We start from the raw sequence: 23,487 nt of genomic DNA, 5'->3' as shown, positions 1-23,487 counted from the left end.
ACTGCTTGTCCTACCTTTTTATCGCTTGACACTGCGCTTAAATACCTGTTGGCGCAGGCCCTGGTTGAGCGAGCGCAACGATTTCTAGGTCGTTGCTTTGTAAGGCAAAACTCTCTAGCCTTGCTGCCGCCCACCCTCCCGTCCTCCCCCCTGACGGGCGAAGTTCATTCACGAACGAGGAAGTCCCATGCAAAGGTTTAGCTCACTGAGGCTACTGGCATTCGCCGTGGTTGCGATGCTGATTTCGGCCTGCGGTTCTGATGATGGCAATGAGGTTAAGGTCTGTACCTCGTTGGCGGATTGCGCCGAAGGGCAACGCTGCAATGATGAGGGCGTGTGCACCGCTCAGGGACTGACCTGCGGGTCCGACTTTGACTGTGCCTTTGATGAGTTTTGCCAGGCAGGGCAATGCGCGCCGGCGGCCTGCGAGGATCATGAGGCCTGCGGCGGCGGGGCTGTCTGTGATCAGGGGCTTTGCCGTGCCGGTTGTGTGCCCGGTGGCGACGACTGTGGCGAGGGGCAGGTCTGCAACGAGCGCACGATGGTCTGTGAGGAGGCCGGGTGTACGCCGACCTCGTGCCAGCCGACGATCCAGCGCTGCGATGAGTCGCAGCAGCCTTCGCGCTGCGTGTTCACCGGCAGCTGCACCAACGATGTGCAGTGCCGGGCCTATGGTCAGCAGCAGGGCGACGGCAAGGATTATATCTGCAACACCGTGCTCAGCGAGTGTGTGGAGCGCCCGCCCTGTCAGGGCGACGGCGACTGCCGCAGTGGCGAGATCTGCGATGCGCCGGAGGATGGCGAGCCCGGTGTTTGCCGCGATGGCTGCCGGAGCAACGACGACTGCCGCGATAGCGAAGTCTGCTCGCTGGAGCAGGGCTCGATCTGTGTGGCGGGTTGCCGCACGAATAACGACTGCGCGATCCCGGGCAGTGACCGGGAGTTTCTGTGCGAAGACCTGGTCTGCGTGCCGGTCTGTGAGTCGGTCGACCAGTGCAATGTGGCCGGGCAGGTTTGTGCCGGACAGCCGCAGACCTGTCGCGGTTGCGTAAGCGATAGCGAGTGTGCGGCGTCTCAGCTCTGTGACTTCACTCAAGGCACGACCACCGAGGAAGCCGCCGATCCCACCGTGGGGCTCTGCGTGAATCGCCCGCCGAGCTGCCCGGAGGACGGGCTGGGTGATAACCACAGCCAGGATCAGGCCCACGCTCTGGGTGCCGAGGCGCTTCCCTTTGAGCGCACCGACGATCTCTTCTTCTGTCGGGAAAACACCGCCGGCGAGTGGTTTGAGGTGCAGGCGGCAAGCGGTCAGGTGATCCGTGCGGTGCTCGAGTACGAAGAGGGCATCGGTAACCTCGACCTGGCGCTGGTGCAGAGCAACGGCGAGCTGGTCGTGCTCTCGGGCGATCCGCCGGATGTGGATGGTGGCCAGGAGCGCATTGAGTTCGGTGTGGCTCAGGGCGCGCCTTACTTTGTGCAGGTGCGCGGCGCGATTCTCGATGCGAATGCCCCCTACAGCCTTTCGATCGATGTCGGTGAGCCCGAAGCCTGTGAGAGCGATGAGCTTGACCCGGCGACCGAGGCCGAGCCTCGGGAGCTGGCGGCGGAGACCGCTTACTCGGACTTGAAGGTGTGCGGGGAGTCGGCGGACTTCTATACGCTGGATCTCCAGGCCAACCAGGTGGTGCGCATTGCGGCCAGCGCCGAGCGGCGTCTGGGCGGAGTGGCGCTGGACCTCTACGACGCCGAGGGTGTCGTGGTGGCCAGCTCGCGGGAGCGAAGCGATGGTCAGGCCATTGAGATCGTCACCCGGGAGCCGCAGGTGATGACCCTGCGCGTGAGCGTGATGACCGGCGTAGGCAACGCCACCTACTCTCTGGAATGGCGTCAGCGGCCCAACCAGTGTTCCGATGGTTACTCGCCCAACCAGTCGTGCGGCGCGGCCGCGGCGATTGAGCCGGGCACCTATGAGAACCTGGTGGTGTGTGCCGACCCGGACTACTACGCGGTAGAGCTGCTCCCGGAGCAGACCCTCTCGGTGACTGCCACGTACAACGCGGCGGAGGCGGCCGGCGAACTCGATATCTTCCTCTTCGGCCCCCGGGACTGCCTGGTGCTGGCCAGCGCGGGGCTGGAGCAGGTGCCCCAGGGCGACGGTATGCTGCGTGAGACGCTGACCTACACGGCGACCCAGGGCGGTACCTATTATCTGTCGGCGGCGCTTTTCCAGGGGCTCAACGTGCCCTACCAGCTCGATATTGAGGTGGAAGATGGCCCGGTATGTGCGCCGGATTGGGTTGGGGATAACAGCGATCTGGCCAGCGCGTACGCGCTGACCGAGGAGGGGCTCAGCTCCGGCATTCAGACCGGTCTGGTGGGCTTGCAGGCCTGTGAGCTGGAGAGCGACTTCTACAGCATTGAGCTTGCCGAGGGCGATGCCCTTACCTGGGAGATTGTGTTTGATGCGCGCCAGGGCGAGCTCGATCTGCGGGTGTTCGGCGCCGATGGCACGACGGTGATCACCGAGGATACGGGCCCTGGCGAGTCGAAGTCGGTGAGCTTTAGCGCCAGCAGCGCGGGGACCTACTACCTGGAGGTGCTGGAGAAGTTCCCCTCCCGTGTGGAGTACCGCCTGCTGACGACGCTCAACGGGGTGGGCAACGGCAACCCCTTCTGCCCGGATCGCTTTGGCAAAAATATCACGCAGGAGAGCGCGGCCGAGATCGTGGAGGGGGTCTACGACCCGCTCCTGGTGTGTGGTCAGCTTCCCAGCGGCCCGACTGGCGAGTTGGAGTATCATGACCAGTGGTACAAGGTCTGGGTCGAGGCCGGAGAAACCCTCGATGTGAGTCTGGCCTTTGACGCCAGTCAGGGGCGCATCGATCTGGAGCTTCGGGATGAGGCGGGCACGCGCCTGGCGACCTCGTTCTCTTCGGGCGATAGCCAGCAGGCGGCCTACACCGCCACCCAGTCGCGGGAGGTGTACATCTACGTGCGCACGCGCCGGGAAGTGAAAGGCAACGTCTTCGCGATGGACGTGGAACTTCTGGCGCCGGGAGCCTGTGTGGACGACCGCTTCTCGGGCAACCACGACGCCTTGAGCGCGACCCTGGTGGAGATCCCCGGGGTGACCAACCGATTGCGTCTCTGCGATGCGTCGGAGGACTGGTTTGAGGTGGAGCTGGAGGCCGGAGTGGCGATGGAGGCGTTTATTCGCTTTGTGCACAGCCAGGCCGACCTCAACCTCTACCTGTGGGGCCCGGCGGCGGGAGCGCCGGCGTCGAACCCGCCGGTGGTGCTGGCCAGCGCCGAGAGCACGACGGATAACGAGTCGGTGTTCTACACGCCGGAGGTCAGCGGGACGTATGTGGTGCAGGTGAAGCCGGCCACGGCGGCGCGGGTGGACTACGATCTGCTGCTCTTTACCGATGTGGACGACGATGGTCAGTACGAAGGTCCCGGCGACCGCCTGTGCCCCGATGCGTTTGAGAATAATGATAACGCCGGTGAGGCGGCGTCGCTGGCGGTGGGCATCTACGAGAACCTGCTGATCTGCAACGACGAGCCCGAAGATAAGGACTACTACTCGGTATTTGTCCCGAGTGGGGCCACGCTGGATGTGGAAGTGCTCTACACCCAGGCTCTGGGCAACCTGAAGATGGATGTGTTCCGCGGGGACGCCGAGAGTGGCGTGCCGGTGGGCTCCTCCAACACTCAGGATGATAACGAGTTTGTCTCGGTGACCAACAGCGGCGCGGGGGCCAACTACCTGATCCGAATCGATGGCGATGGCGCCGTCGGGGGTACGCAGCAGTGGCGTAGCTACTACACGCTGGATCTGGAGATGGAGTTTGCCGACAGCTGTGATTCGCCGGTGGGCGTGGGGCTGACCCGCGCGGATGCGTCCACGCTGATGGCGCAGGCCTATAGCGCGATGAACCTGTGCGAGGGCACCGAGCACTGGCTGCAGACGGACCTGAGCGCCGGTGAAGAGCTGCGCCTGGAGCTGGAGGTCAATGCGCGCTTCGGTCAGGTGGATCTGGAACTCAGCGACGCCTCGGGCACCGTGCTGGAGACGGTGCGGGGCGACACGAACCTGAAGTCGCTGAACTATCAGGCCACCCAGAGCGAGACGCTCTTTGTGCGGGTGCACCCGCGCGACGGTGCCTTTGTGCGGACGGTCTACGACCTGTGGGCCGCGGTGGCCGGGGCTGAGCCGGCGCTGCCCTTCTGTGCGGATCCTTATGAGCGCAACGACGGAGCGGAGCTCGCCGCCACGCTGGTGCTCGATGGTGAGAGTGGCGGGGCGATCGTGGACCCCATCGCCTGTGCCGCAGACGAAGACTGGTACCGGGTGTCGCTGGTGGGCGGTCGCACGCACGAGATCGCCGCGTTCTTTGAAGCGTCGGAAGATGTGGAGATGGCGCTGGAGTTGCGAAGCCTCAACGGCGCGCTCTTGAAGTCCGGCACCGCCGGAGCCGGGGGCAACGATCTGGTGTTGGCGCATGCGGTCAGCAGCGCGACCGACTTCCTGGTGGTGGTGCGTTCGCAGGGGCAGGTGGCGATGCCCTACCTGCTGCATATCTATGAGGTGAACGCCTACACCGAGGCCGGGCGCTGCCCCGACGATGGTGTTAACAACACGACCCCGGCGCTGGCTGCCGAACTCGACTCGGTGTTGCCGCTGGTGGAGGCGCATGGGCAGTGCAACGACCGCGCCTACTTTAACTGGGTGGCGCCGGAGAGCGGGCCGGTTCAGGCTCAGCTGAAGTTCAACCGCGATCGTCATGCGCTGGGCTGGGAGATCCGCGAGTACGATGCGCAGGGTGCCTCGGTGGGGATCGTGGTGGAAGCCGTCGGCCCCAACAGCACCAACCGCCGCAGCGTGGTCTTTGATGCGGTGGCCGGTCATCGCTACCGCCTGGACATCCAGTCGCAGCTTGCCGAGGGGGGCCAGGTCGCCCGAGGCCCCTACTTCTTGACGATCGAAGAAGCGGCGGCGCCTTGATGCCAGCCCCTCTTTGATCTAACACCGCATCACCGTCGCCGGCGCAGGAAGGTTCCTCGCCGGCGACCTGTTTCAGCTGCCGAGCGTTGCCCTTTTTCGATCCACGACGGGAGTGATGATGGCTCAGAAGATTCCAATGCCGCTGGCCAACCGCCAGCCCGAAGCGCCCCAGTCCGAGCGCAACTCTGGCCCGGCCCGACCTAACCTGAAGTTTCGCCCCGATGAGGCCGGTCCGCGTCCGAAGTGGATTCGCAAGCGTCTCACGCTCAAGAAGGAGTTTTTTGAGACGCAGGAGCTGGTCAAGAAGGCCGGTCTCAACACCATCTGCGAGTCGGGGCAGTGCCCGAATATTACCGAGTGCTGGTCGCGCAAATCGCTGACCTTTATGATCCTGGGCAACATTTGCACGCGTAGCTGCGGGTTCTGCGATGTGATGACCGGGCGCCCGGGACTGGTCGACGAAGATGAGCCGCGGCGGGTGGCTGAGACCCTGGCCGGGCTCAACCTCAATTACGTGGTGATCACCAGCGTTGACCGCGATGATCTTCCCGACGGGGGCGCGCTGGCCTGGGCCAACACCATCCGGGCGATCAAGGAGTCGTGCCCCGGGCTGGGGCTGGAAGTACTCACGCCCGACTTCAAGGGCGATCTGGAGAACGTGGACGTGGTGATGGACGCCGGTCCCGACTGCTTCTCACACAACATTGAGACGGTTGGCGCGCTGCACCGCGAGGTGCGTCCCCAGGCGCGTTACGAGCGCAGCCTGGCAGTGCTGAAGCACGCCCGCGAGCACGGCACGGCGCTCATCAAGTCCGGCATGATGCTCGGGCTGGGAGAGACCAACGCGCAGATCCTGGAGACGATGGAAGACCTGGTCGCTCACGGGGTGGAGGTGCTCAACCTGGGTCAGTACCTGCGTCCGAGCGCGCGCCACCTCCCGGTGCAGCGCTGGGTCAAGCCCGAGGAGTTTGAGATGTTCAAAGAGGAGGGCGAGAAGATGGGCTACAAGCACATCGAATCGGGCCCGCTGGTACGCTCAAGCTACCGGGCCGATCTGCAGGCCGAAGAGATCGCTCAGAAGGATACGAGCGCGTTCGGCGGCTGCGGATCGCGCTTCTCCAATGGTCCGACCCAGGAGTCTGGCGAGTGAACGCGCGAGTGGATGGCATCGACTGGCGCGTGTACGCGATTGTGGATCCGGCGTTTGTCACCGGGGATGTGCTGGAGCGCGCGCGCGCGCTGATGGCGGCCGGGGTGGGGGTGTTGCAGCTTCGCGATAAGCGTGGCCAGGCGCGCCAGACCTGGGAGTTGGGCCGGGCGCTGGTCGAGGCGGCCGAGGCTTTTGCGACCAAGATCGTGATCAACGATCGGCTGGACGTGGCGCTGGCCTGCGGGGCTCACGGTGTGCATGTGGGGCCCCATGACCTCTCGGTTGCCGCGGTGCGCCAGGTGGTGGGAGAGCGGCTGCTGGTGGGCGGCTCGGCCGGCGATCCGCAACGGGCGGCGCGCCTGGTGGCTCAGGGCGCCGATTATCTGGGAGTGGGGGCGCTTTTTGAGGCGCGCGCGGTCAAGTCCGATGCCTCGGCGCCCCAGGGGCCGGCGTTGATCGCGGCGGTGCGTGCCGAGATCGGCGACGAGGTGCCGGTGGTGGGCATCGGCGGAATCTCGGCGGCGAACGCCGGGGCGGTGGCGGCAGCGGGTGCCAGCGGTGTGGCGGTGATTCGCGCGCTCTGCGGGGCAGAAGACACCGGGGCCGCCACCCGGGAGCTTCGAGAGGCCTTTGACAGCGGCCGCTCGCCCGGGCGCGCTGGCTGAGCCCGGGCCGGCCGGGGCATTTTTTTTCGAGCGTCACACCCCGAAGGGGCGCCTTCCAGTGAGAGGGCGCACCTTCGAGTGTTTGGCGCACGGGAGCGGGGTCAGGCGTCGAGTTCGGTGGGGTCTTGGCCGAGCTCAGGCGTCCCGGCAAAGAAGGGCGCCGTGGTCTGGCGATGTTCCTCACAGCCGAGGATGTCCATCAGATCGCCGGGGGCCTCAAAGGGACGGGGCCAGTGGCCGAGAAGGTCGCGCTTGAGCGTGCGTACGCGGGCGGCGCTGGCGGCGATCTTCTCGCGCACCTCCGCGCTCTCTTTGCCCCGGGCCACCAGGCGCTCAAAGGCCGCTCGCCATTTGGCCTCGGTGTGGGAAATCAAAAAGATGTCGAGGCCGGCGTCCAGGCCCAGATCCACCATCTCCTCGATGGTGTAGCGCTCCGAGACGGCCTTCATCTCCAGGCAATCGGTGATGATCACGCCCTCAAAGCCGAGCTCCTCGCGCAGCAGGCCCTGAAGGATCCGGGGGCTGAAGGTCGCCGGATGAAACGCGTCGAGCACCGGAAGCTCGATATGCGCCGTCATGATCATGGGGATGCCCGCCCCGACGGCCCGCTTGAAGGGAAAGAGCTCCACGGCCCGCAGGCGCTCCTCGTCATGCATCAGGCGAGGCAGGGTCAGGTGGCTGTCCTGGAGGGTGTCGCCGTGGCCGGGGAAGTGCTTGCCACAGGGGACCACGCCGGCGGTGTGATGGCCGACCATAAAGCCGGCCGCCGCGCGTGCCACACGCTCCGGATCGCTGGAGAAGGCCCGGTCGCCGATGACCGGATTGTCCGGGTTGGTGTCGACATCGAGCACCGGTGCGAAGTTGAGGTTGAAGCCGAGCACCGAGATTTCGGTGGCCAGCACCTCCGAGACCCGGGCGACGGCGCGCTGATCAGCGGCCTGCCCCAGCGCGCGCATGGGGGGGATGGGGGTCAAGGGCTCGCGGACGCGGATGACCCGGCCGCCCTCCTGATCGACGGCCACCCAGGGAGGCAGGTCGCCCTGGGCCTGGCGGTGGAGGTCGGTGGTCAGCGAGACGAGCTGCGCAATCGTGTCGACGTTGCGGCGAAAGAGGATGACTCCGCCGACTTCGCCGCGGTTCAGGGCCTGTTGGATGGGGGCAGGGGCCTGAGTGGGGGCGCCGTCGAACCCGACGATAAGCATCTGGCCCACGTCGGCGCGCAGCTGCGCTTCTTCGCTCATAAGTGCTCCAAAAGAATAAGAAATGTTCGGGTTTTGAGTCTCAATGGTCGCTGAGTTTGCGCGGATCGAGCACGTCGCGCAGGCCGTCGCCCACGAAGTTGACGGCCAGCACCGTGAACATGATGGCCAGTCCGGGCACCACGGCCAGGTGGGGAGTGAGCAAAAAGTAGCTCGCGCCCTGGTCGAGGAGTCCGCCCCAGCTGGGCAAATCCTGGGGACCAAGGCCCAGAAAGCTCAGTGAGGCCTCGGCTAAGATGGCGCCGGCCACCCCGAAGGTGGCCTGGATGATCACCGGTGCGAAGGTGTTGGGCACGACGTGGCGCTGGAGAATGCGCCAGGTGGGCAGGCCGGTGGCGCGGGCGGCTTCCACGTAGTCCTGATCGCGCACCGCCAGCACCTGCCCGCGGACCAGACGCGCGTAGCTCGACCAGCCCGAGACGGAGAGCGCGCCGATCACCGCCACCAGGCTGGGCTCCTGCGTGATGAAGATCAGCAGAATCGCCAACAGGATGCCGGGAAAAGCCATCAGGATCTCGGTCAGGCGCATGAGTACCTCGTCGATCCAGCCGCCGAAGTAGCCGGAGACGGCCCCCAGAATCACCCCGACCGTGGCGCAGATGGAGACTGTGGCGATGCCTACCACGGCGGCGACCCGGGTGCCGTAGATCAGCAACGTGAGCACATCGGCGCCGTTCTCGTCGGTGCCCAGCCAGTGGCTGGAGGAGGGGCCCTCAAGCTGGCGGGTGACGTCCATATGAGAGAGCTCATAGGGGGCGAACCACGGGGAGAAGATCGCAACCAGGGCGACCGCCGCCAGAATGAACATGCCGGCGATGGCCAGAGGCCCAAAGGCGTTTCCGCCCCCGCGGGGGAGCCTGAGCTGTGGCAGGCGCATAAGGTTCATCGGGCCGGGCCTCAGTCGTAGCGAATGCGTGGGTCGACAAGTCCGTAGACCAGGTCGGTGACCAGGTTGACGACCACGTAAGTGAAGGAGATGAAGAGCACGCAGCCCTGCACAATCAGGTAGTTTCGGGCCTCGATGGCGTCGAGGAGGAGCATGCCCACGCCGGGGCGCGCAAAGACCTTCTCGACGATGATGGCGCCGGTTAACAGGGCGCCAAATTGCAGGCCGACAATGGTCACCACCGGCAAAAGCGCGTTGCGCAGGGCGTGCTTAAGGACCACGGTGCGTCGGGGCAGTCCTTTGGCCCGGGCAGTACGCACATAGTCGAGGTTGAGCACCTCCAGCATGCCCGAGCGGGTCATGCGCATCAGTTTGGCGCTCAAGCCCGTGCCCAGGGTAATTGCGGGCAAGAGCAGGGCGGTCAGGCCGGCGACCTCGCTGCCCGGGTTGGGCAGGATCTGCAGGGTGAGGCTGAACGCGATCAGGAGCATCGGCCCCAGCCAGAAGTTGGGGATGGAGATGCCCAGGAGCGCGATGACGGCCGAGGAGTTGTCGACCCAGGAGTAGGGGCGCAGCGAGGCCGCGATCCCTAAGGGCAGCGAGAAGATCAGGGCAAAGAACATCGCGGCCAACGCCAGCTCAAAGGTCGCCGGGATGTTGGCCACCAGGCGGTCCATCACCGTCACGCCGCGCTCGTCGCAGAGCTCTCCCAGCGTGCCCGAGGCTACGTCTGACCAGAACAGCAGGTACTGCTCGCCCAGGGGTTTATCCAGGTTCAAGCACTCGCGAAGCGCTTCTTTATCGACCTCCAGCGATTGTTCGCCGAGGATCGATTCGACCGGATCTCCGGGCACTGCCCGCAGGATCAAAAAGACCAGCGTGACCACGCCGAGAACGACGAAGATCGACGCGACGAGTCTTCGGATGAGAAAGGTGATCATGAAGCCCTGGCTGGTAGGGGAGCGTGGCTCGGCCCACCCGTACGACATGCCGGCTCACCGGTGGGGCCTGGCAGGCGCCGAGCCCGGCCAAAATAAAGGGTTTTGCGGGGGGCCGCAATCGCCCTCTGGAGAGGCTGGACAAGGTGGGGGGGAATCTGAAAGTTTGGCGCCGAAGTCAACCTCCGGGCGCGACCGGCTCTACGGCGCGCCCCGCATGCAGCAGGAGCCCGCCATGCTACTGGTCATTGATGTCGGCAACACCAACACGGTCCTGGGGGTCTATAAGGGCGATGAGCTCGTGCGCCACTGGCGCCTGCAGACACACCACGGACGGACCAGCGATGAGCACGGCATCTTTCTACGCCAGCTCTTTGAGCTGAGCGGGCTGGGCGTTGGCGAGGTGAAAGCAGCGATCATCAGCTGTGTGGTGCCTCCCATGGAGCGGATGCTGGTCAAGATGGTGCGCGATTATTTCGCCTGCGTCCCCACGGTGGTGGGCGACGACATTGAAGCCAACATGCCCATTGAGTACGACAATCCCCAGGAGGTCGGGGCCGACCGGGTGGTCAACGCCGTGGCGGCCTATCACCGCCTGCAGAAGGCGTTGATCGTGGTAGACTTCGGTACGGCCACCACCTTCGATGCCATCAGCGCCGAGGGCGCGTATCTGGGCGGGGCGATCTGCCCGGGAATCACCATCTCCAGCGAGGCGCTTTTTCACGCGGCTAGCAAGTTGCCGCGGGTGGAGCTGGCCAAGCCCCCCTCGGTGATCGGGCGGACCACGGTGCATTCGATTCAGGCCGGGATGCTCTACGGCTACATCGGGCTGGTGCGTGAGATCGTGACACGCATGAAGACCGAGCTCGGCGGCGACGCCCACGTGGTGGGCACCGGCGGGCTGGCGGGTTTCTTTGCCAGTGAGACCGATATCATCGATGACGTGGACGAATTTCTGACGCTCAAGGGGTTGCGCCTTATCTTTAATGAAGCGCAGGCCTGAAGGGCCTGCTCAGACCAGGATCATGGACGGGAGAAGGGGGGCGGCAGAGGTCGTAAAGAGCTTGAACTTTTCGCGTCATCTGCGAAAATGAATGAGTATTCATTCACGGGCCGGCCCTCGCCGGTGCCACTTCTCCCCCGCAGCACAAGGAACAACGACGATGAGCGAGTACCTTTTTGATCGACGCGACGTGGAGTTTAACCTCTTTGACGTCCTGGGCGTTGAAGAACTGACCAAACTTTCGCGTTATCAGGACTACAGCCGCGAGCTCTTTGAGATGGTGCTCGGCGAGGCCGAGAAGTTCGCCGTGGGCAAACTCGCGCCGGCCAATGCCGAGGCCGATGAGGTGGGGAGCCGGCTTATCGACGGCAACGTGGTGCTGCCCGACAACTACACCCAGCTCTTCAAAGACTTCCGCGATGGCGGCTGGTTTGCGCCGGTGCACAACCCGGAGTACGGCGGCCAGGGGCTTCCGCAGTCGGTGGGGATGGCAGCGATTGAGGCCTTCGTGGGCTCGCACCCCTCCTTCATGTTCATTTCCGGGCTGACGGTCTCGGCCGGCCACCTGATCGAGGTGCACGGCACCGAGCGCGACGTCGAACTCTACCTGGAGAAGATGTACACCGGTCAGTGGGGCGGGACGATGTGCCTGACCGAGCCGCAGGCCGGTTCGGCGCTGGGCGATCTGACCACCACGGCCACGCCGGTGGATGGCGAGGATTACTACGACATTGTCGGCAACAAGATCTTCATCTCGGCCGGCGATCAGAACCTCACCGAGAACATCGTCCACCTGGTGCTGGCGCGGGTGCCCGGCGATCCGGAAGGGTCTCGGGGCATCAGCCTGTTCATCGTGCCGAAGATTCGCGTCAACGCTGACGGCTCGCTGGCCGAGCCCAACGACGTGGCCATCACCGGCATCGAAGAGAAGATGGGCATTCACGCCTCGCCGACCTGCTCGATCTCCTTTGGCGATCATGGCGAGTGCCGCGGTTGGCTGGTGGGTGAGCGCTGCCGCGGGCTGCAGTACATGTTCCTGATGATGAACGAAGCCCGTCTGGTGACCGGCCTTCAGGGCGTGGCCATCGGAAACGCCGCCTACCAGAGCGCGCTGGTCTACGCCAAGGAGCGCAGCCAGGGTCCCAAGGTCACCGATCGCAGCGAAGCTCCCAAGAGCGTGGCGATCATCGAGCACCCCGATGTGCGCCGCAACCTCATGACCATGAAGGCGTATGGCGAGGCGCTGCGCGCGCTCCTGCTGAACACCGCGTTCATGAGCGACTTCGCCCTCTACAGCGAAGATGAAGCCGAGAAGACCAAAGCGCAGGACATGCTCGACCTGCTCACGCCGATCTGCAAAGCCTTCTGCTCGGATATGGGCTTTAAGATGACCGAGCTCGCCATGCAGGTCTTCGGCGGCTACGGCTACATCAAGGAGTACGGCGTCGAGCAGAAGATGCGCGACGTGAAGATCGCCTCGATTTACGAGGGGACCAACGGCATTCAGGCGCTCGACCTCCTGGGTCGTAAGATGCGCATGAAGAGCGGTGGGCTCTTTTTGACCTGGCTGCAGGACACCAATGAGTTCCTGGGCAGCCTGAGCGAGGATGAGACCTTTGGTGAGATGGCCAAGCAGGTCGACGCGGCCAAGAACGCGCTTGGCGAAGCGGCGTTTGGCTTTACCGCCAGCGGCAAGAAGGATCCGGAGTACCCGCTGCTGCACGCCACGCCTTACCTGCGCATGTTCGGGCTGGTGGAGTCGGCGCGTCTGCTGCTGAAGCAGGCCACGGTGGCGCAGAGCAAGCTCAGCGCGATCTGGGACGAGAAGGGCGTGAGCGCCGATGATGCCGAAGCCCGCCAGGCGCTTATCGAGCAGAATGACGACGCGCGCTTCTATGAGAACAAGGTCAAGACCGCGCAGTTCTTCATCTACCAGATTCTTCCGGAGGCCCGTGCCATCCTGAAGAGCATCCAGTCTGGCGATCGCAGCGCGCTTGAGGTGGCGTTCTGATCGCGCCCACCGAGCCCTGAGCTCCGGGCGTAGCCTGTGTGCCCGCGACCTCGCCGGAGGTCGCGGGCATTTTTGTTTCGGAAGTCCGCGAAGTTAGCGTCACGCAAAGTCTGCGGATTGACAGGGGCCGAGCGCCGCTCGACAATTGCCGCAGCCTTTGGGATAGGGCCAGGCGCGTTTGCAGATTTTCTGGTCTGCACGCCAGGTCTTTTGAGGAGTTTTTTATGTCTGCACGCAACACCTTCGCTGCCACCCGCCGCTCGCATACCATCCTTGGTTGGCTTAAAAACGGTCAGAAAGTCACCATCAATCGGGTCAGCGATGAATTTGGAGTGCAGTATCCGCAGGCGCGCGAGGATCTGAAGCTTCTCGAAGAGATCTACGGGCTGGAGACCGGTCGCGATGGCCGCACCAAGTACTGGCAGATGCCCCATATCTCGACTCAGACGGCGATGATCGGGACGGTGGCGGCGCTGGAGCTCGGCGGGGTGGCGCTGGATCTTTTTAAAGAGACGCCTTTTGGTGAGTTCATCGATCAGATGGCGCACAACCAACGCATGGCGCTGGCCGAGAGCCAGCGGGAGCGGATGGAGCGTCTCGCAAGCGGGTTGAGCCTGCGCAGAACGTGGCTCCCGGTGGAACGCGAGCGGATGCTCGAGATGATCGAGGCGCTGCTGGAGGCGATTCAGAATCGCCGGGGCGTGAGCTTTACGTATGAGCGCTCCTCGGATGGCGAGCAAAAGACCTACCTGGCGGTGCCCCGGCGACTGATCTGGTATCAGGGCCGGTTATGGTTGCAGGCCACCGAACACCAGAAGCGCAAGCTCTTCGATGTGGCCGGCGTCTTGAGCATGGAGCAGCTCAATCTGGAGCGTTTTGTGGAGCGCCTGGCCCGGGAGCGGCGCGAGGAGTTGGAGAGCTTTGTCTACCAGGGAGAGCCCTCGGCGATGATCACCGCCGCGGGCGGCAGCGGTGCGGTGGGCGATGAAGGCGCAGCGCTCCTCGAGCCGACTCCTGCCCGCGCTGTGGAGCGGGCTCGGGAGCGAGCCTGGCAGGCGATGCTTCGTCAGCAGGTTGAAGAAGAGATGGCGATCGGTCCGGCCGAGGACGAAGAGGACTACTTCAAAAACGCGTTTGGGATCTATGCCTACAGTGGCCAGGCGGAGCAGGTGCAGCTTGTGGTGCGTGGCAGCTGGGCGACTTACCTCAAGCGCTACCGGCTGCACCCCTCCCAGCAAAACGAAGACACCGAAGAAGGGCTTCGGGTGAGTTTTGAACTGGCGATCTGTCCGGAGTTTCGCTCGTTTGTGCTCGGAATGCTTCCGGAGGTGGAGGTGCTCCAGCCGGTGGCATTGCGCGAAGCCCTCGAAGACCGGGTACGTCAGTGGCTGGAGGGCTAGGCGCGCGCGCGGTAGCGGGGCATTCGCTCAGACGAGTTCTTCCAGGGACAGGGTAAAGGGGGTGAGGGCGTCGATCTGGTGCTCCAGAGTGAGTTGCCAGCTGGCCGCTCGATCGAGAAAGGTGGCCTGTAGAGCGGTGCCGCGGATGCCTCGGGAATGGAGTTGGGGGGCGCCGATCTGGGGATGTCCGATGCGTGCACGAGCGCGCTCGGCAACTTCCTGGTTCTCGACCAGGCGCCAGCCGGGGCGGAAGAGGCGTTGCAGCCAGGGGAGAACTGTGGCGAGGCTGGCTTCGGTGAGCGAAAAACCGGAAACCTCCAGCAAGCGGGCGAAGTGGCGGGCGCTGGAAAGGAGCAGAAACTCGCCGGTCTGGCGCACGTAGGCCAGCGCCACGCGTTGGTCGCTACCCAGTGCCCCGGGGCCGACCTGGGTCAGGAAGTTCTCGGAGATATACTCGCGGCTCAGACTCATCACGATGAACGCAGGGTGGGTGGAGAGCACCCGGAGAGAGTCCGCGATCTCGTTGATCTGAATCACCGGCAGGACGAAGCGATACGCCGCCCAGAGTTCGGCGAGTTTCATCGACAGCGCCTCGCCATCAAGTCCGGGGGTGGGGTCGACGTAGAAGTGGCGGGCGACCATGGCGGTGCCGGTGCCCACGCCGGCCTCGGCCTGGCGGATCAGGTGGGCGAAGCCGACTTCATCGAAGTGCTCGGCGGCCAGAATGCTCGTGGCCACGCCCAGAGGGTCGAGCTTTTGTTGCCCCACGCTCATGGTGGAGGCCTCGGGAGGTTGCTTGTAATGCCACACGCCGCCGAAGGCTTGGGCGATGCAGTCGCCTAAAAACTTACCTACGGCCAGGGGGCGCTGGTCGTTGACCGCGGTTTCATCGCGGTAGAGCGCGCTTAAGGAGGGCATGCGGGCAAAGATATCGTCGAGCAGGTTGAGCTCTAGCTGGCGCAGGGCCTGGAGATTAAAGGGTACGGTCACGTCACCAATGCTTTGAATGCTGGCGAGCATGTTGTGCATGCAGCGCTCCAGGGTGATCTCGACCCCGATGTCGCCCTCGGTGAGTTTGAAGGCCTGGGTGCGAATGGAATCGCTGCCGCCGAAGATCGAGCCCCGGGGGATCTCGACCGCGGGGATCGTATCGATGGGCTCTTCGAGCTCCGAGGGCCAGGCCGGGGGGATCGCCGTGGGGACATTCTCCTGGAGTGCTTCATTGGCGTGGCGCTCTTCTCGCATCACGCGTCCCATGTCGGTGAGATTGGCGGCGATGATCGGTTCGGGACGCTGCGGACGACGGGTACGGCGGGCGCGTTTCTGGGCCGGAGTGGTGTCGGTGGTCTCCTGGGGGACAGGTCGGGGACCTGATGCGCGGGACTTGAGGTTGTGCTGAGCGGTGCGGACCGGGCGATCTCGGTCGGGGGGACGCGGCGAGGGGCTCTCGGCGCGCGGGGAAGCCTCCGCTTGGTGAGCGACCTCCGAGGCGTTTTGGCTCCAGGGCTCAGGGAGTTCCACGGGCTCCATGCGTTGATGGTTGTTGATGGCACGGCGCGCGGCAGCGAAGAAGCGATTGAGTTCTGCGACTTTCTTGGGGACGCTGTAGTCGATGCGATTCACAAAGCGCAGCGCCGCCTCCTGAGGGATGCGGCGGGCGGCCACGGCGTCGACCAGATCGCGAATCACCCGTTGCACGTGCAGGGTGGCGCGCAGGTCCGAGGTGGCCAGAGCGTCGATGAAGTTCTGGGTCCCTTCATCCCATCGCCCCTGACGGATGCGTTGCTCTCCGAGCAGGCTGAGTCCCAGGACCTGGTCCGGGTAGTTCTGGATGAGGCGCTGGAGGATGCGCTCCGCCCCGGAGCGATCGCCGGTACGTCCGGTGAGATCGCCGAGCAGCACTTGAAATTCGGGGGAGGGAAACTGTTGAGCGCTCTGCTCAACCAACAACAGCGCGTCAGTGCCCTGGCCCAACGCCAGTACCGAGAGTGCCAGGCCGGCGATCGACTCCGGCGAGGTAGGAGCATCTCCGAAGTGTGAGAAGGCCTCGCGGTAGTCTCCGCTTGAGTAGGCTCTCCAGCCGGCGAGTGTCTGCGACATATCTGGACCTCCCAGGTGTATTGCGCGTGGATCGGAGCCGCCATCCGGGGAGCATCCGAAAAGGGTAGAGGCCCCGGAGCCAGCGTGGAATGTGAAGACTTCTCTGCTTAGCAAGGGGGGCACGCTGGCGCAATGTTCGCCGGTTTAGCGTCCCAGGGGAAGCAGGACTCGTACCTCGGTCGGGGAGCCCACAGAGGTGTCGATCTCGATGGTGCCGCCATGTTCTTCGACGATCTGGCGGGTGATGTAGAGCCCCAGACCCATGCTTTTGGCAGATCGCGAACTGGCCCCCGAGTAGAAGCGCTCGAAGATGTGTTCGAGATCTTCTTTGGCCATCCCTTCCCCCTGATCGCGCACGCTCACAATGACATGGGAGCCGCGGGTGCAGAGCGAGACGGTGACCTTGCCCTCGGCGCGGCCGTGTTTAAGCGCGTTATCGATCAGGTTGCTGATCACCTGTTCGATGCGGTCGGGGTCCACGACGGCGAAGATCGGCTCTGCGGCGTTGTGAACGCGGATGCGATGGCTCTCGTGCCCGGTGAGCCAGGGCTCGGCGATGCGAGTGAGCAATGCGGTCATTAAGGTGGGCTTGCGCATCAGTTTGAGTCGGCCCGTCTCAATACGCGACATGTCCAGGAGCGCGTCGACGAGTCGGCGCAGGCGCATGACCTGAGCCTCGGCTCGGCGCAGCACCTCCGGGTCGACGCTCTGAGAGGTTTCGGCCTGCTGGCGTGCCAGATGCACGAAGCCGGACAGCGGGGTCAGCGGGCTGCGCAGCTCATGGCTGGCAACCGAGAGGAACTCGTCTTTGCGCCGTTCCAGCGCGCTGCGTTCGGTGACATCGGTCGCCGAGGTCAGAAAGAGGCGGGGCGTGCCCTGCTCGTCGACGACCGGCACCACGCTGAGCATGACGTTGCGCCGGACGTCTCCGAAGTCGAGGATGTATTCCTCGTTGGTGCAGCCGACCCCCTGGCGCAGCGCGCGGACCAGGGGCCACTGCGCTTCGGGCAGAGGGCGGGCGTCGGTATCACAGACGACAAAGGGATGATCGCCCGGCCCGAGCCTCTCCCAGCGGTCGTGTCCGATCAAGGCCTGGGCCCGGGAGTTATACATGACAACCCGGCCCTCGGTGTCGAAGAGGAGCACGGCCGAGGGCACGTGCTCAAGCACCGCCCGCAGGCGCATGCGCTCCTCGCTATGAGACTCCCGGATGTAGACCGTCGACAGCAGAAGATCGAGGGCGGTGGCGATCAACGAGAGGGTCATGGGTCGGGCCTGCGGGAGGCGCTCGGCATGCCAGGCGAGCACGCCATGGGCCGGGGGGCCGCCCAGGCGCAGGGCACAGAGATCGGGGGGAGCCTCGGGGCCCGGGCGCAGATGATGGATCTGCCCCGGAGGCAGGGTGGTGTCCACCAGGCGATCGTGCAGCGTCTGGCAGAGGTGCGGATCGCCGCTATGCCAGCGGGGCACAAAGCCCTGTTCGCCGGCGGCCAGCAGCGCCAGCGCCGGCGTGTCAAGCGCCTGGCGGAGGCGCTCGGCCACCGCGATGCCCAGCGCGTGGAGGTCGGCGCGTTGGTGGTGCAGGCGGCTCAACTCGGTGACGACTTCCTGGAGCGCCTGATCCTGATCCCCGCGGAAGGTGTAGAGCTGGCAAATCCAGGGAGATTGAAGCGCGTCGAATGCTGGAAGGGGCGCAAAGTGTGCACGGTAGAGCTCACGCTCATCCGGAGGTAGCGCGAAGGGAGCTGCCGGAAGATCGGGGTACTTCAGGGCGCGTTCAAAGAGCGACTCCAGGGTCTGACGAACCGGGTTCGCCGGCGCGTCCAGAAGCCCGCGGGTGCGCTGAGGGCCAACGAGTTGTTTCGCGGCCTGGTTGAGCGCGAGGAGCTCTCCCTTGTCGGCATCAAAGAGGAGCGTCGCCTGGGGGAGCTTCTCGTAGAGAGATGCCCACACCTGATTGGCCCGGGCGGGGGCTTCGCCCGACGGAACGACGGCCCCTGGTGCATCAACGTTGCCCGGGCTCACGACCTACTCCTTGCTTCATGCCATCTACTGCGGGGTGCTGACCTGCATGGTACATCATGATGATACTGCGCAGGCGCTCAAAAACAAAGGAGCCCGGTGATGAGATCACCGGGCTCCTTTGTCAGTGGTTTTTACGAATCAGGGCAGGTCGAGAGGTTGTGGGGCCCCCAGGGCAGCGTGGTCCTCGTCAAGTTTTGCTGCTGTGGGGAGTTCCACAACCTCGACGGTGAGGTTGGGCGCATCCAGACGAGGCGGGCGACTGCCATCCAAGGCGAGTGCATTTTCGGGTGCGCTTCCCCAGATGACTTCAGACAGGCTGATCGGGTGTTCGGAGGACAGGTAGCATCCGTAGCGCTCATTGCGGCGGATTTCGCTGGCCGCGAGGCGGCCCGTGGAGTCAAGAAGCTGGAGTCCGTCGGCGGAGGCGTCCTCGTTGTCGAGGTTTGGCAAAGGCTGAGTGAGCATGAACTCCGAGGAGGTAATCCGGAACTGTTGGTTCTTCAGCTGCACACCCACGCCGCCATTGCGAATGAAGCTCGAACGGGTCAGGAAGACGGCGCCATGGGTGTCCGCGTTGGCAGCCCGCAGTCCGCCGGCGAGGTTACTTACGACGAGGGTATCATCGACGAGCAGGCGTAGACCGGAGCCGGGCTCCACGTGCGCTGGTTCCGCGGGGATCTCGGTGGCCCAGAGCCCGACTCCGGCGTTGTCGACCAGGGTCACCTGGCTTAAGTGCGCGAAGCTCGGGTCGTGAAGCACCACGCCGTGTGCCGGGCCAGTGGTCATTGCCCAGGGAGCCAGGCTGATCGGGCGAGTGTTGGCCACCAGTGTGCGGTGGAGCAGGAGCCCCGAGCCGGCCACATCGACACCGGCTTCGAGATTGCCGCTGACGCTTACCTCGCCGGTGAGCGCGAGCATCGACCACGCATCTTCGGGCGCCAGATGCCCCGCAGCCGGGGAGTAGGGCCCGGCGGTGCCGCCGGGGAAGAACATATCACCGGGGAAGAACATATCACCGGGGAAGAACATATCGCCGGGGAAGAACATATCGCCGGGGAAGAACATATCACCGGGGAAGAGCGTGTCTTGAGCGACGATATCTTCGGTGGGGAAGAACATATCGCCGGGGAAGAACATATCGCCGGGGAAGAACATATCACCGGGGAAGAACATATCGCCGGGGAAGAACATATCACCGGGGAAGAGCGTGTCGCTGAGGTCCGGGTTGGCGGCAAAGGCCAGCGTCGGTACGAAGAGCGGGCTCTCCGGGGTCGGGAGGCTCAGCTCAGGTTCAAGGTAGGCGGCCAGGCCATCTTCGGTGCGGCGGGCCAGGATGCCTCGGCGGTTGTTGTGAATGCGGGTGGCGCCGGCGACCCAGGTGCGACTGTCGATGGCAAGCAGGCCGGGGCCCTGGTTGGCGCTGAGCTCGGAGTTGCCCCGCACCTTGAGGTAGGACGCGCGCACATCGATGCCGAACCCAAGCTCGGTGAGCGAGGCGGCGTGGTGGGAGCGAACCGCCGAGTCGACCATGCCGACCAGCGCGCCTTCGGCGCGCAGGCCACTACGCCCGGGAAGCGCTTGCGCGGCCGCCCGGCCATCAATGATCACGCGTTCCAGCAGGGCCTGGGCCGCAAAGCCTTCGGTGGCCGGGCCCTGCGAACTGGAGAGCTTAATACCGTGCAGCGCGTTGCCCTCAAAGAGGCTCTGGCGGACCAGGACCTGACCGCCGTCGACGTTGAGGCCAATCTCGGCGCCACGGATCACCGAGTGCCCGATCACACCGTAGTCGACGTCTCGCAGCTCAATGGCGTTGATGTTGGCTCCCCCGGCCTCGATCCGGGAGGACGTGATCACTGCGACATCGACCTGATCGAAGGTCAACACGGGCGAAATCGCAGTGCCAAGAGGGGTCAGGCTAACGCCCGCAACGATGGCCAGGGGGCTGTTGTGAAAGCGCAGGGAGCCGGTTGGCGAGAGTTTCACAGAAACCGAAGCCGCACAGGGGCTGGAAAACAACACCGGGCCGCTAAAGTCGAGCGCGGTGTCGATGACATGCTCGCCGGGCAGAAGCGAGAGAATTGTAGGCCCATCAAACGACGTGGAGAACAGATCCTGGAAGGTCGTCGGGCGCTGCGGCGAGCTGCCGTCGCCGTACGAGATATCGCGAGGGTTAGGCAGATGGTTCGGAGCGTCGCTCTCGGTGGTCTGAGAAGGTGCGGCAATGTAAATGGTTCGGGTGGTCTCATCGAAGAGTGCGCTCTCCAGAGCGCCGGCTTCGGGCCACACGAAGTGTTCGTTGATGGCGCAGCCCGGTAGGCCCACGTGCTCGCCAGCGTAGAACTCACCCACGGGGGCACTCTGCGGGAGGCTCTCGTCGAGGGCGCCACTTCCATCGATCTCGCAACCCAGCTCCGCCCCGTACACGCAGATTCCCAGGCCTTCGGCGGCTGGTGAGCCGGTTTCCGGGCCGCTATCGTCGGCGCCACCGACGTCGCGTTCTTCAAAGCCGGAAAAGTTCTCGTTGCAGCCAAGGGTGGTTGCGGCAAGCAGGGGCAGCACACACGTCAAGAGCGCTGCGGGGAGAGTGAGGTGTCGCGAGCGCGGCGAAGACGTCGTTGTTTTGAGCATGATTGTTCCGAAGGCAAGAGCGACGCCCCGTGAGCATCGAAGCATTGAGAAATCTTTATGTATCCGAACAGGCGCAAGGTACGAGAAGCTCGACGGGCATTCAACAGGCCTCGGACCACCGCATGGGCTGGCGTGCAGCCTGTGATGTCGGTGGAGAACGATCAGCCCGGAAGGTCAAGAGCCATCCGAAATCCGTAGTGTACATGGCGATAGCCTTGCGGACTGGTTTGATGCCAGTCGACACGGCACATGAGCGGAAAGGAGTTAAAGGAGCCGCCACGCAACACGAAGGTGCCTTCCGATGCCGAAGCCGGAGTGGAGGTCCATTCCGCGATGTTGCCCGCCATATCAAGGACCCCGTAGGGAGAGCGATCGGTAGGAGTGGTGCCCACCGGCCGCGGCATGGGTTTGCCCGGAGCACTCTCGCGCATGTGGCAGAATGAGGCGTCGAAGTGATGTCCCCAGGGGTAGATTCGACCGTCGACCCCCCGTGCCGCTTTTTCCCATTCCCTGGAGTTGGGTAATCGGTAGGCGCGACCATCTTGTGCGCTGCGCCAGGCGATGTAGGCCAGGGCGTCAAGTCGATTGACGATGCAGATCGGCCACTGGGGATCCCAGGCATCGCCGTCGCTATCCTCCTGAGGAACGACATAGCGGCCGTCGATCATAGGGAAGTACGAGGGCATATCATCGCGCACGCGGGGCGCGTGTTGACGGGCGTGTTCCGGATCTTGACTCGCCAGCGCGTTGAGAAACTCCACATATTGTCCGCAGGTCACCGGAGTACGCTGGATGGCAAAGGCCGGGAGGTCGGTGAATTCCTGTTCCAGTGAGACGCCATCGAAGGCTCCGGTTCGGTAGGCACCGCCGGAAACGACGACAAAATCGTGGGGTACGGCGTCTTCTGGCCACAGCGGGACAGTGAGCTCAACATCGGCCAGGCGCTCCAGGAGCAGAGGGAACTCCAGTGACGCGTAGCCCGCTGCTTCCACGTAAAGGGTGTAGGTGCCGTGGGGGAGATGCTCGAACTGTTCGGGACCCACGGTCGGCGAGCCGAAAGGATGGGCATGGAGTCGGCGATGCTCTTCCTCTACTCGCCACAGCTGTAGCGTGGCTGTGGATGGCACGGTCGTCACATGAAGACGAGCTTCTCCGTGAAGGCGTTGATCGAAGGCTCCGCTGTTGTGCTGACGGACCAGTGACTCGAAGTAGGTGGCGGTGGCGTGGTCCCCGACGGCCTCGGCCTGCAGGAATCGCTCCCAGTAGAGTTCGGCCAGGGCGTCGCGTGCCTCATCAAGCACCGCATGTCCCAGGCTCTGGCTGAGCAGGCGGGTGACCTCGCCGAAGTGCTTTTCGGTCTCAACGCCGAGTCGGTCGACCTCGGCTTCAAGCTCCCAGAGACGAGCCTTCTCGCGGGCCGGGGCCCAGCTTGGCAACTCTCGGCGGGAGAGGTCGCGGTCGCGGATAACTTGCGCAAGTTGGTGGCGTACCCGCTGGTAGTGTGTCCTGGCGAGGCCCGCTCGTTCCACGAGTTGGCGGGCCTGCTCTTCGTGACGTTCGCGTTCTTTGACGCCGTCCAAATAGAGGTTGAGTTCATCGGCCAGTGTTTGTGCGCTCGGATAGCGCGCCTCGGGTTCCTTGGCCAGCGCCTTGAGGGTGATCTCCTCAATCGTCCGCGGAATGTCGCGACCGGGAGCGCGGCTGGACGGCGGAAGGGGAGCGTCCTGAACGATACTGATCAAGAGGCTCAGTACCGAACGTGCCTCGAAGACGGGCTTCAACGTCAGGACTTCGTAAAGAATCGCGCCCAGCGCGTAGACATCGGTACGCGCATCCACCTGGTCATTGAGACCATGAGCTTGCTCGGGAGCCATATACTGAGGGGTTCCCACCAGGGCGCCCCGAGGCAGAGAGACAAAATTCGGGTCCTGATCATCAAGAATCTTTGCGATTCCCCAGTCGATGACAAAAACCTCCCCGTAGCCACCGATAAGGATGTTTTCCGGCTTAAGGTCGCGATGCACCACTCCGGCATCATGGGCGTACTGGATGGCAAGGCAGACTTGCCTCACGATCCCAACCAGCTGGCTAAGCGTATAACCGTGGTCCTCGCCAGCACGTACTTCGTCGAGAATCGACGCCAGGCTACGCTCCCGAACGACCCGCATCGTATAATAAGGCTCGCCGTGGCTAAGCCATCCCAGGTCATAGACCGGCACGATGCTGGGGTGCTCCAGCCGACCGGTTAGCCGAGCTTCGGCCTGCAGCCGCCGAGGTGCATTGTCCGCATCGGAAGAGGGCAGCAGTGTCTTTAGGGCAATCTCGCGATCAAGTAATAGATCGCGCGCGCGAAGAATCTGCCCCATCCCCCCGCGCCCCAGTTCATCAATAAACTCGTAGCGCTCCTCCGCCGT

General features: G+C 64.3%; 13 protein-coding genes (1 of these 13 only partly in view). 6 read left to right on the top strand and 7 right to left on the bottom strand.

Annotation, left to right across the window (positions count from 1 at the left end; genetic code table 11):
• Nucleotides 1-187: 187 nt before the first annotated feature.
• The 3 genes from DL240_RS12870 to thiE all read left to right on the top strand — a co-directional run bounded on the left by DL240_RS12870 (nucleotide 188) and on the right by thiE (nucleotide 6,823).
• On the top strand, nucleotides 188-5,008 hold the full coding sequence (locus DL240_RS12870) for a PPC domain-containing protein (protein WP_111730302.1): 4,821 nt from the start codon (nucleotides 188-190) through the stop codon (nucleotides 5,006-5,008).
• Between the two features lie 118 nt (nucleotides 5,009-5,126).
• Complete coding sequence (gene lipA / locus DL240_RS12865) at nucleotides 5,127-6,158, top strand: lipoyl synthase (RefSeq protein WP_199589809.1); 1,032 nt, start codon at nucleotides 5,127-5,129, stop codon at nucleotides 6,156-6,158.
• Nucleotides 6,155-6,823 (top strand): thiamine phosphate synthase, encoded by a 669-nt coding sequence (gene thiE / locus DL240_RS12860; protein ID WP_158542549.1) that lies wholly within the window; start codon nucleotides 6,155-6,157, stop codon nucleotides 6,821-6,823. Before lipA ends, thiE begins: the two co-directional genes overlap by 4 nt.
• 101 nt (nucleotides 6,824-6,924) lie before the next feature.
• Here thiE and nagZ read toward each other — a convergent pair whose 3' ends face one another.
• Genes nagZ through DL240_RS12845 form a run of 3 tightly spaced genes read right to left on the bottom strand, consistent with a single transcriptional unit; the run spans nucleotide 6,925 to nucleotide 9,957 of the window.
• Complete coding sequence (gene nagZ / locus DL240_RS12855; protein WP_111730300.1) at nucleotides 6,925-8,064, bottom strand: beta-N-acetylhexosaminidase; 1,140 nt, start codon at nucleotides 8,062-8,064, stop codon at nucleotides 6,925-6,927.
• 40 nt (nucleotides 8,065-8,104) lie between these two features.
• Entirely contained in the window at nucleotides 8,105-8,968 is an 864-nt protein-coding gene (locus DL240_RS12850; protein WP_199589808.1) for an ABC transporter permease, read from the bottom strand.
• Nucleotides 8,969-8,979: 11 nt separating this feature from the next.
• Nucleotides 8,980-9,957 (bottom strand): ABC transporter permease, encoded by a 978-nt coding sequence (locus DL240_RS12845; protein ID WP_199589807.1) that lies wholly within the window; start codon nucleotides 9,955-9,957, stop codon nucleotides 8,980-8,982.
• 184 nt (nucleotides 9,958-10,141) lie between these two features.
• Between DL240_RS12845 and DL240_RS12840 the strand changes: the two genes are divergently transcribed.
• The 3 genes from DL240_RS12840 (at nucleotide 10,142) to DL240_RS12830 (ending at nucleotide 14,320) form a co-directional block, all read left to right on the top strand.
• Nucleotides 10,142-10,909, top strand: coding sequence for a type III pantothenate kinase (locus tag DL240_RS12840; RefSeq protein ID WP_111730299.1), 768 nt, complete (start codon nucleotides 10,142-10,144; stop codon nucleotides 10,907-10,909).
• A 160-nt stretch (nucleotides 10,910-11,069) separates the two neighbouring features.
• Entirely contained in the window at nucleotides 11,070-12,920 is a 1,851-nt protein-coding gene (locus DL240_RS12835; RefSeq protein WP_158542548.1) for an acyl-CoA dehydrogenase, read from the top strand.
• Between the two features lie 224 nt (nucleotides 12,921-13,144).
• Nucleotides 13,145-14,320: a helix-turn-helix transcriptional regulator gene (locus tag DL240_RS12830; protein WP_111730297.1), complete on the top strand. Its 1,176-nt coding sequence runs from the start codon at nucleotides 13,145-13,147 to the stop codon at nucleotides 14,318-14,320.
• A gap of 27 nt (nucleotides 14,321-14,347) precedes the next feature.
• Here the strand turns inward: DL240_RS12830 and DL240_RS12825 are convergent, their stop codons facing one another.
• From DL240_RS12825 to DL240_RS12810, 4 genes are all read right to left on the bottom strand, one after another.
• Nucleotides 14,348-16,420 carry a tetratricopeptide repeat protein gene (locus DL240_RS12825; protein WP_111730296.1) on the bottom strand — a complete coding sequence of 691 codons (2,073 nt, stop codon included), beginning with the start codon at nucleotides 16,418-16,420 and terminating at the stop codon, nucleotides 14,348-14,350.
• Nucleotides 16,421-16,564: 144 nt separating this feature from the next.
• Nucleotides 16,565-18,445: a sensor histidine kinase gene (locus DL240_RS12820; protein WP_111730295.1), complete on the bottom strand. Its 1,881-nt coding sequence runs from the start codon at nucleotides 18,443-18,445 to the stop codon at nucleotides 16,565-16,567.
• Between the two features lie 138 nt (nucleotides 18,446-18,583).
• On the bottom strand, nucleotides 18,584-21,073 hold the full coding sequence (locus tag DL240_RS12815) for a hypothetical protein (RefSeq protein WP_146618279.1): 2,490 nt from the start codon (nucleotides 21,071-21,073) through the stop codon (nucleotides 18,584-18,586).
• Between the two features lie 161 nt (nucleotides 21,074-21,234).
• Nucleotides 21,235-23,487, bottom strand: partial view of a bifunctional serine/threonine-protein kinase/formylglycine-generating enzyme family protein gene (locus tag DL240_RS12810; protein WP_111730293.1) — the 3' portion only. The gene runs 375 nt beyond the window's last position; only the last 2,253 of its 2,628 coding nucleotides appear in the window; the start codon falls outside the window, past its right edge; the stop codon is at nucleotides 21,235-21,237.

This window comes from Lujinxingia litoralis (assembly GCF_003260125.1).
In the GTDB taxonomy this organism is placed as follows: domain Bacteria; phylum Myxococcota_A; class Bradymonadia; order Bradymonadales; family Bradymonadaceae; genus Lujinxingia; species Lujinxingia litoralis.
Note: the sequence above shows the minus strand (reverse complement) of the source record. Positions and strands in the feature narration are given on the sequence as shown.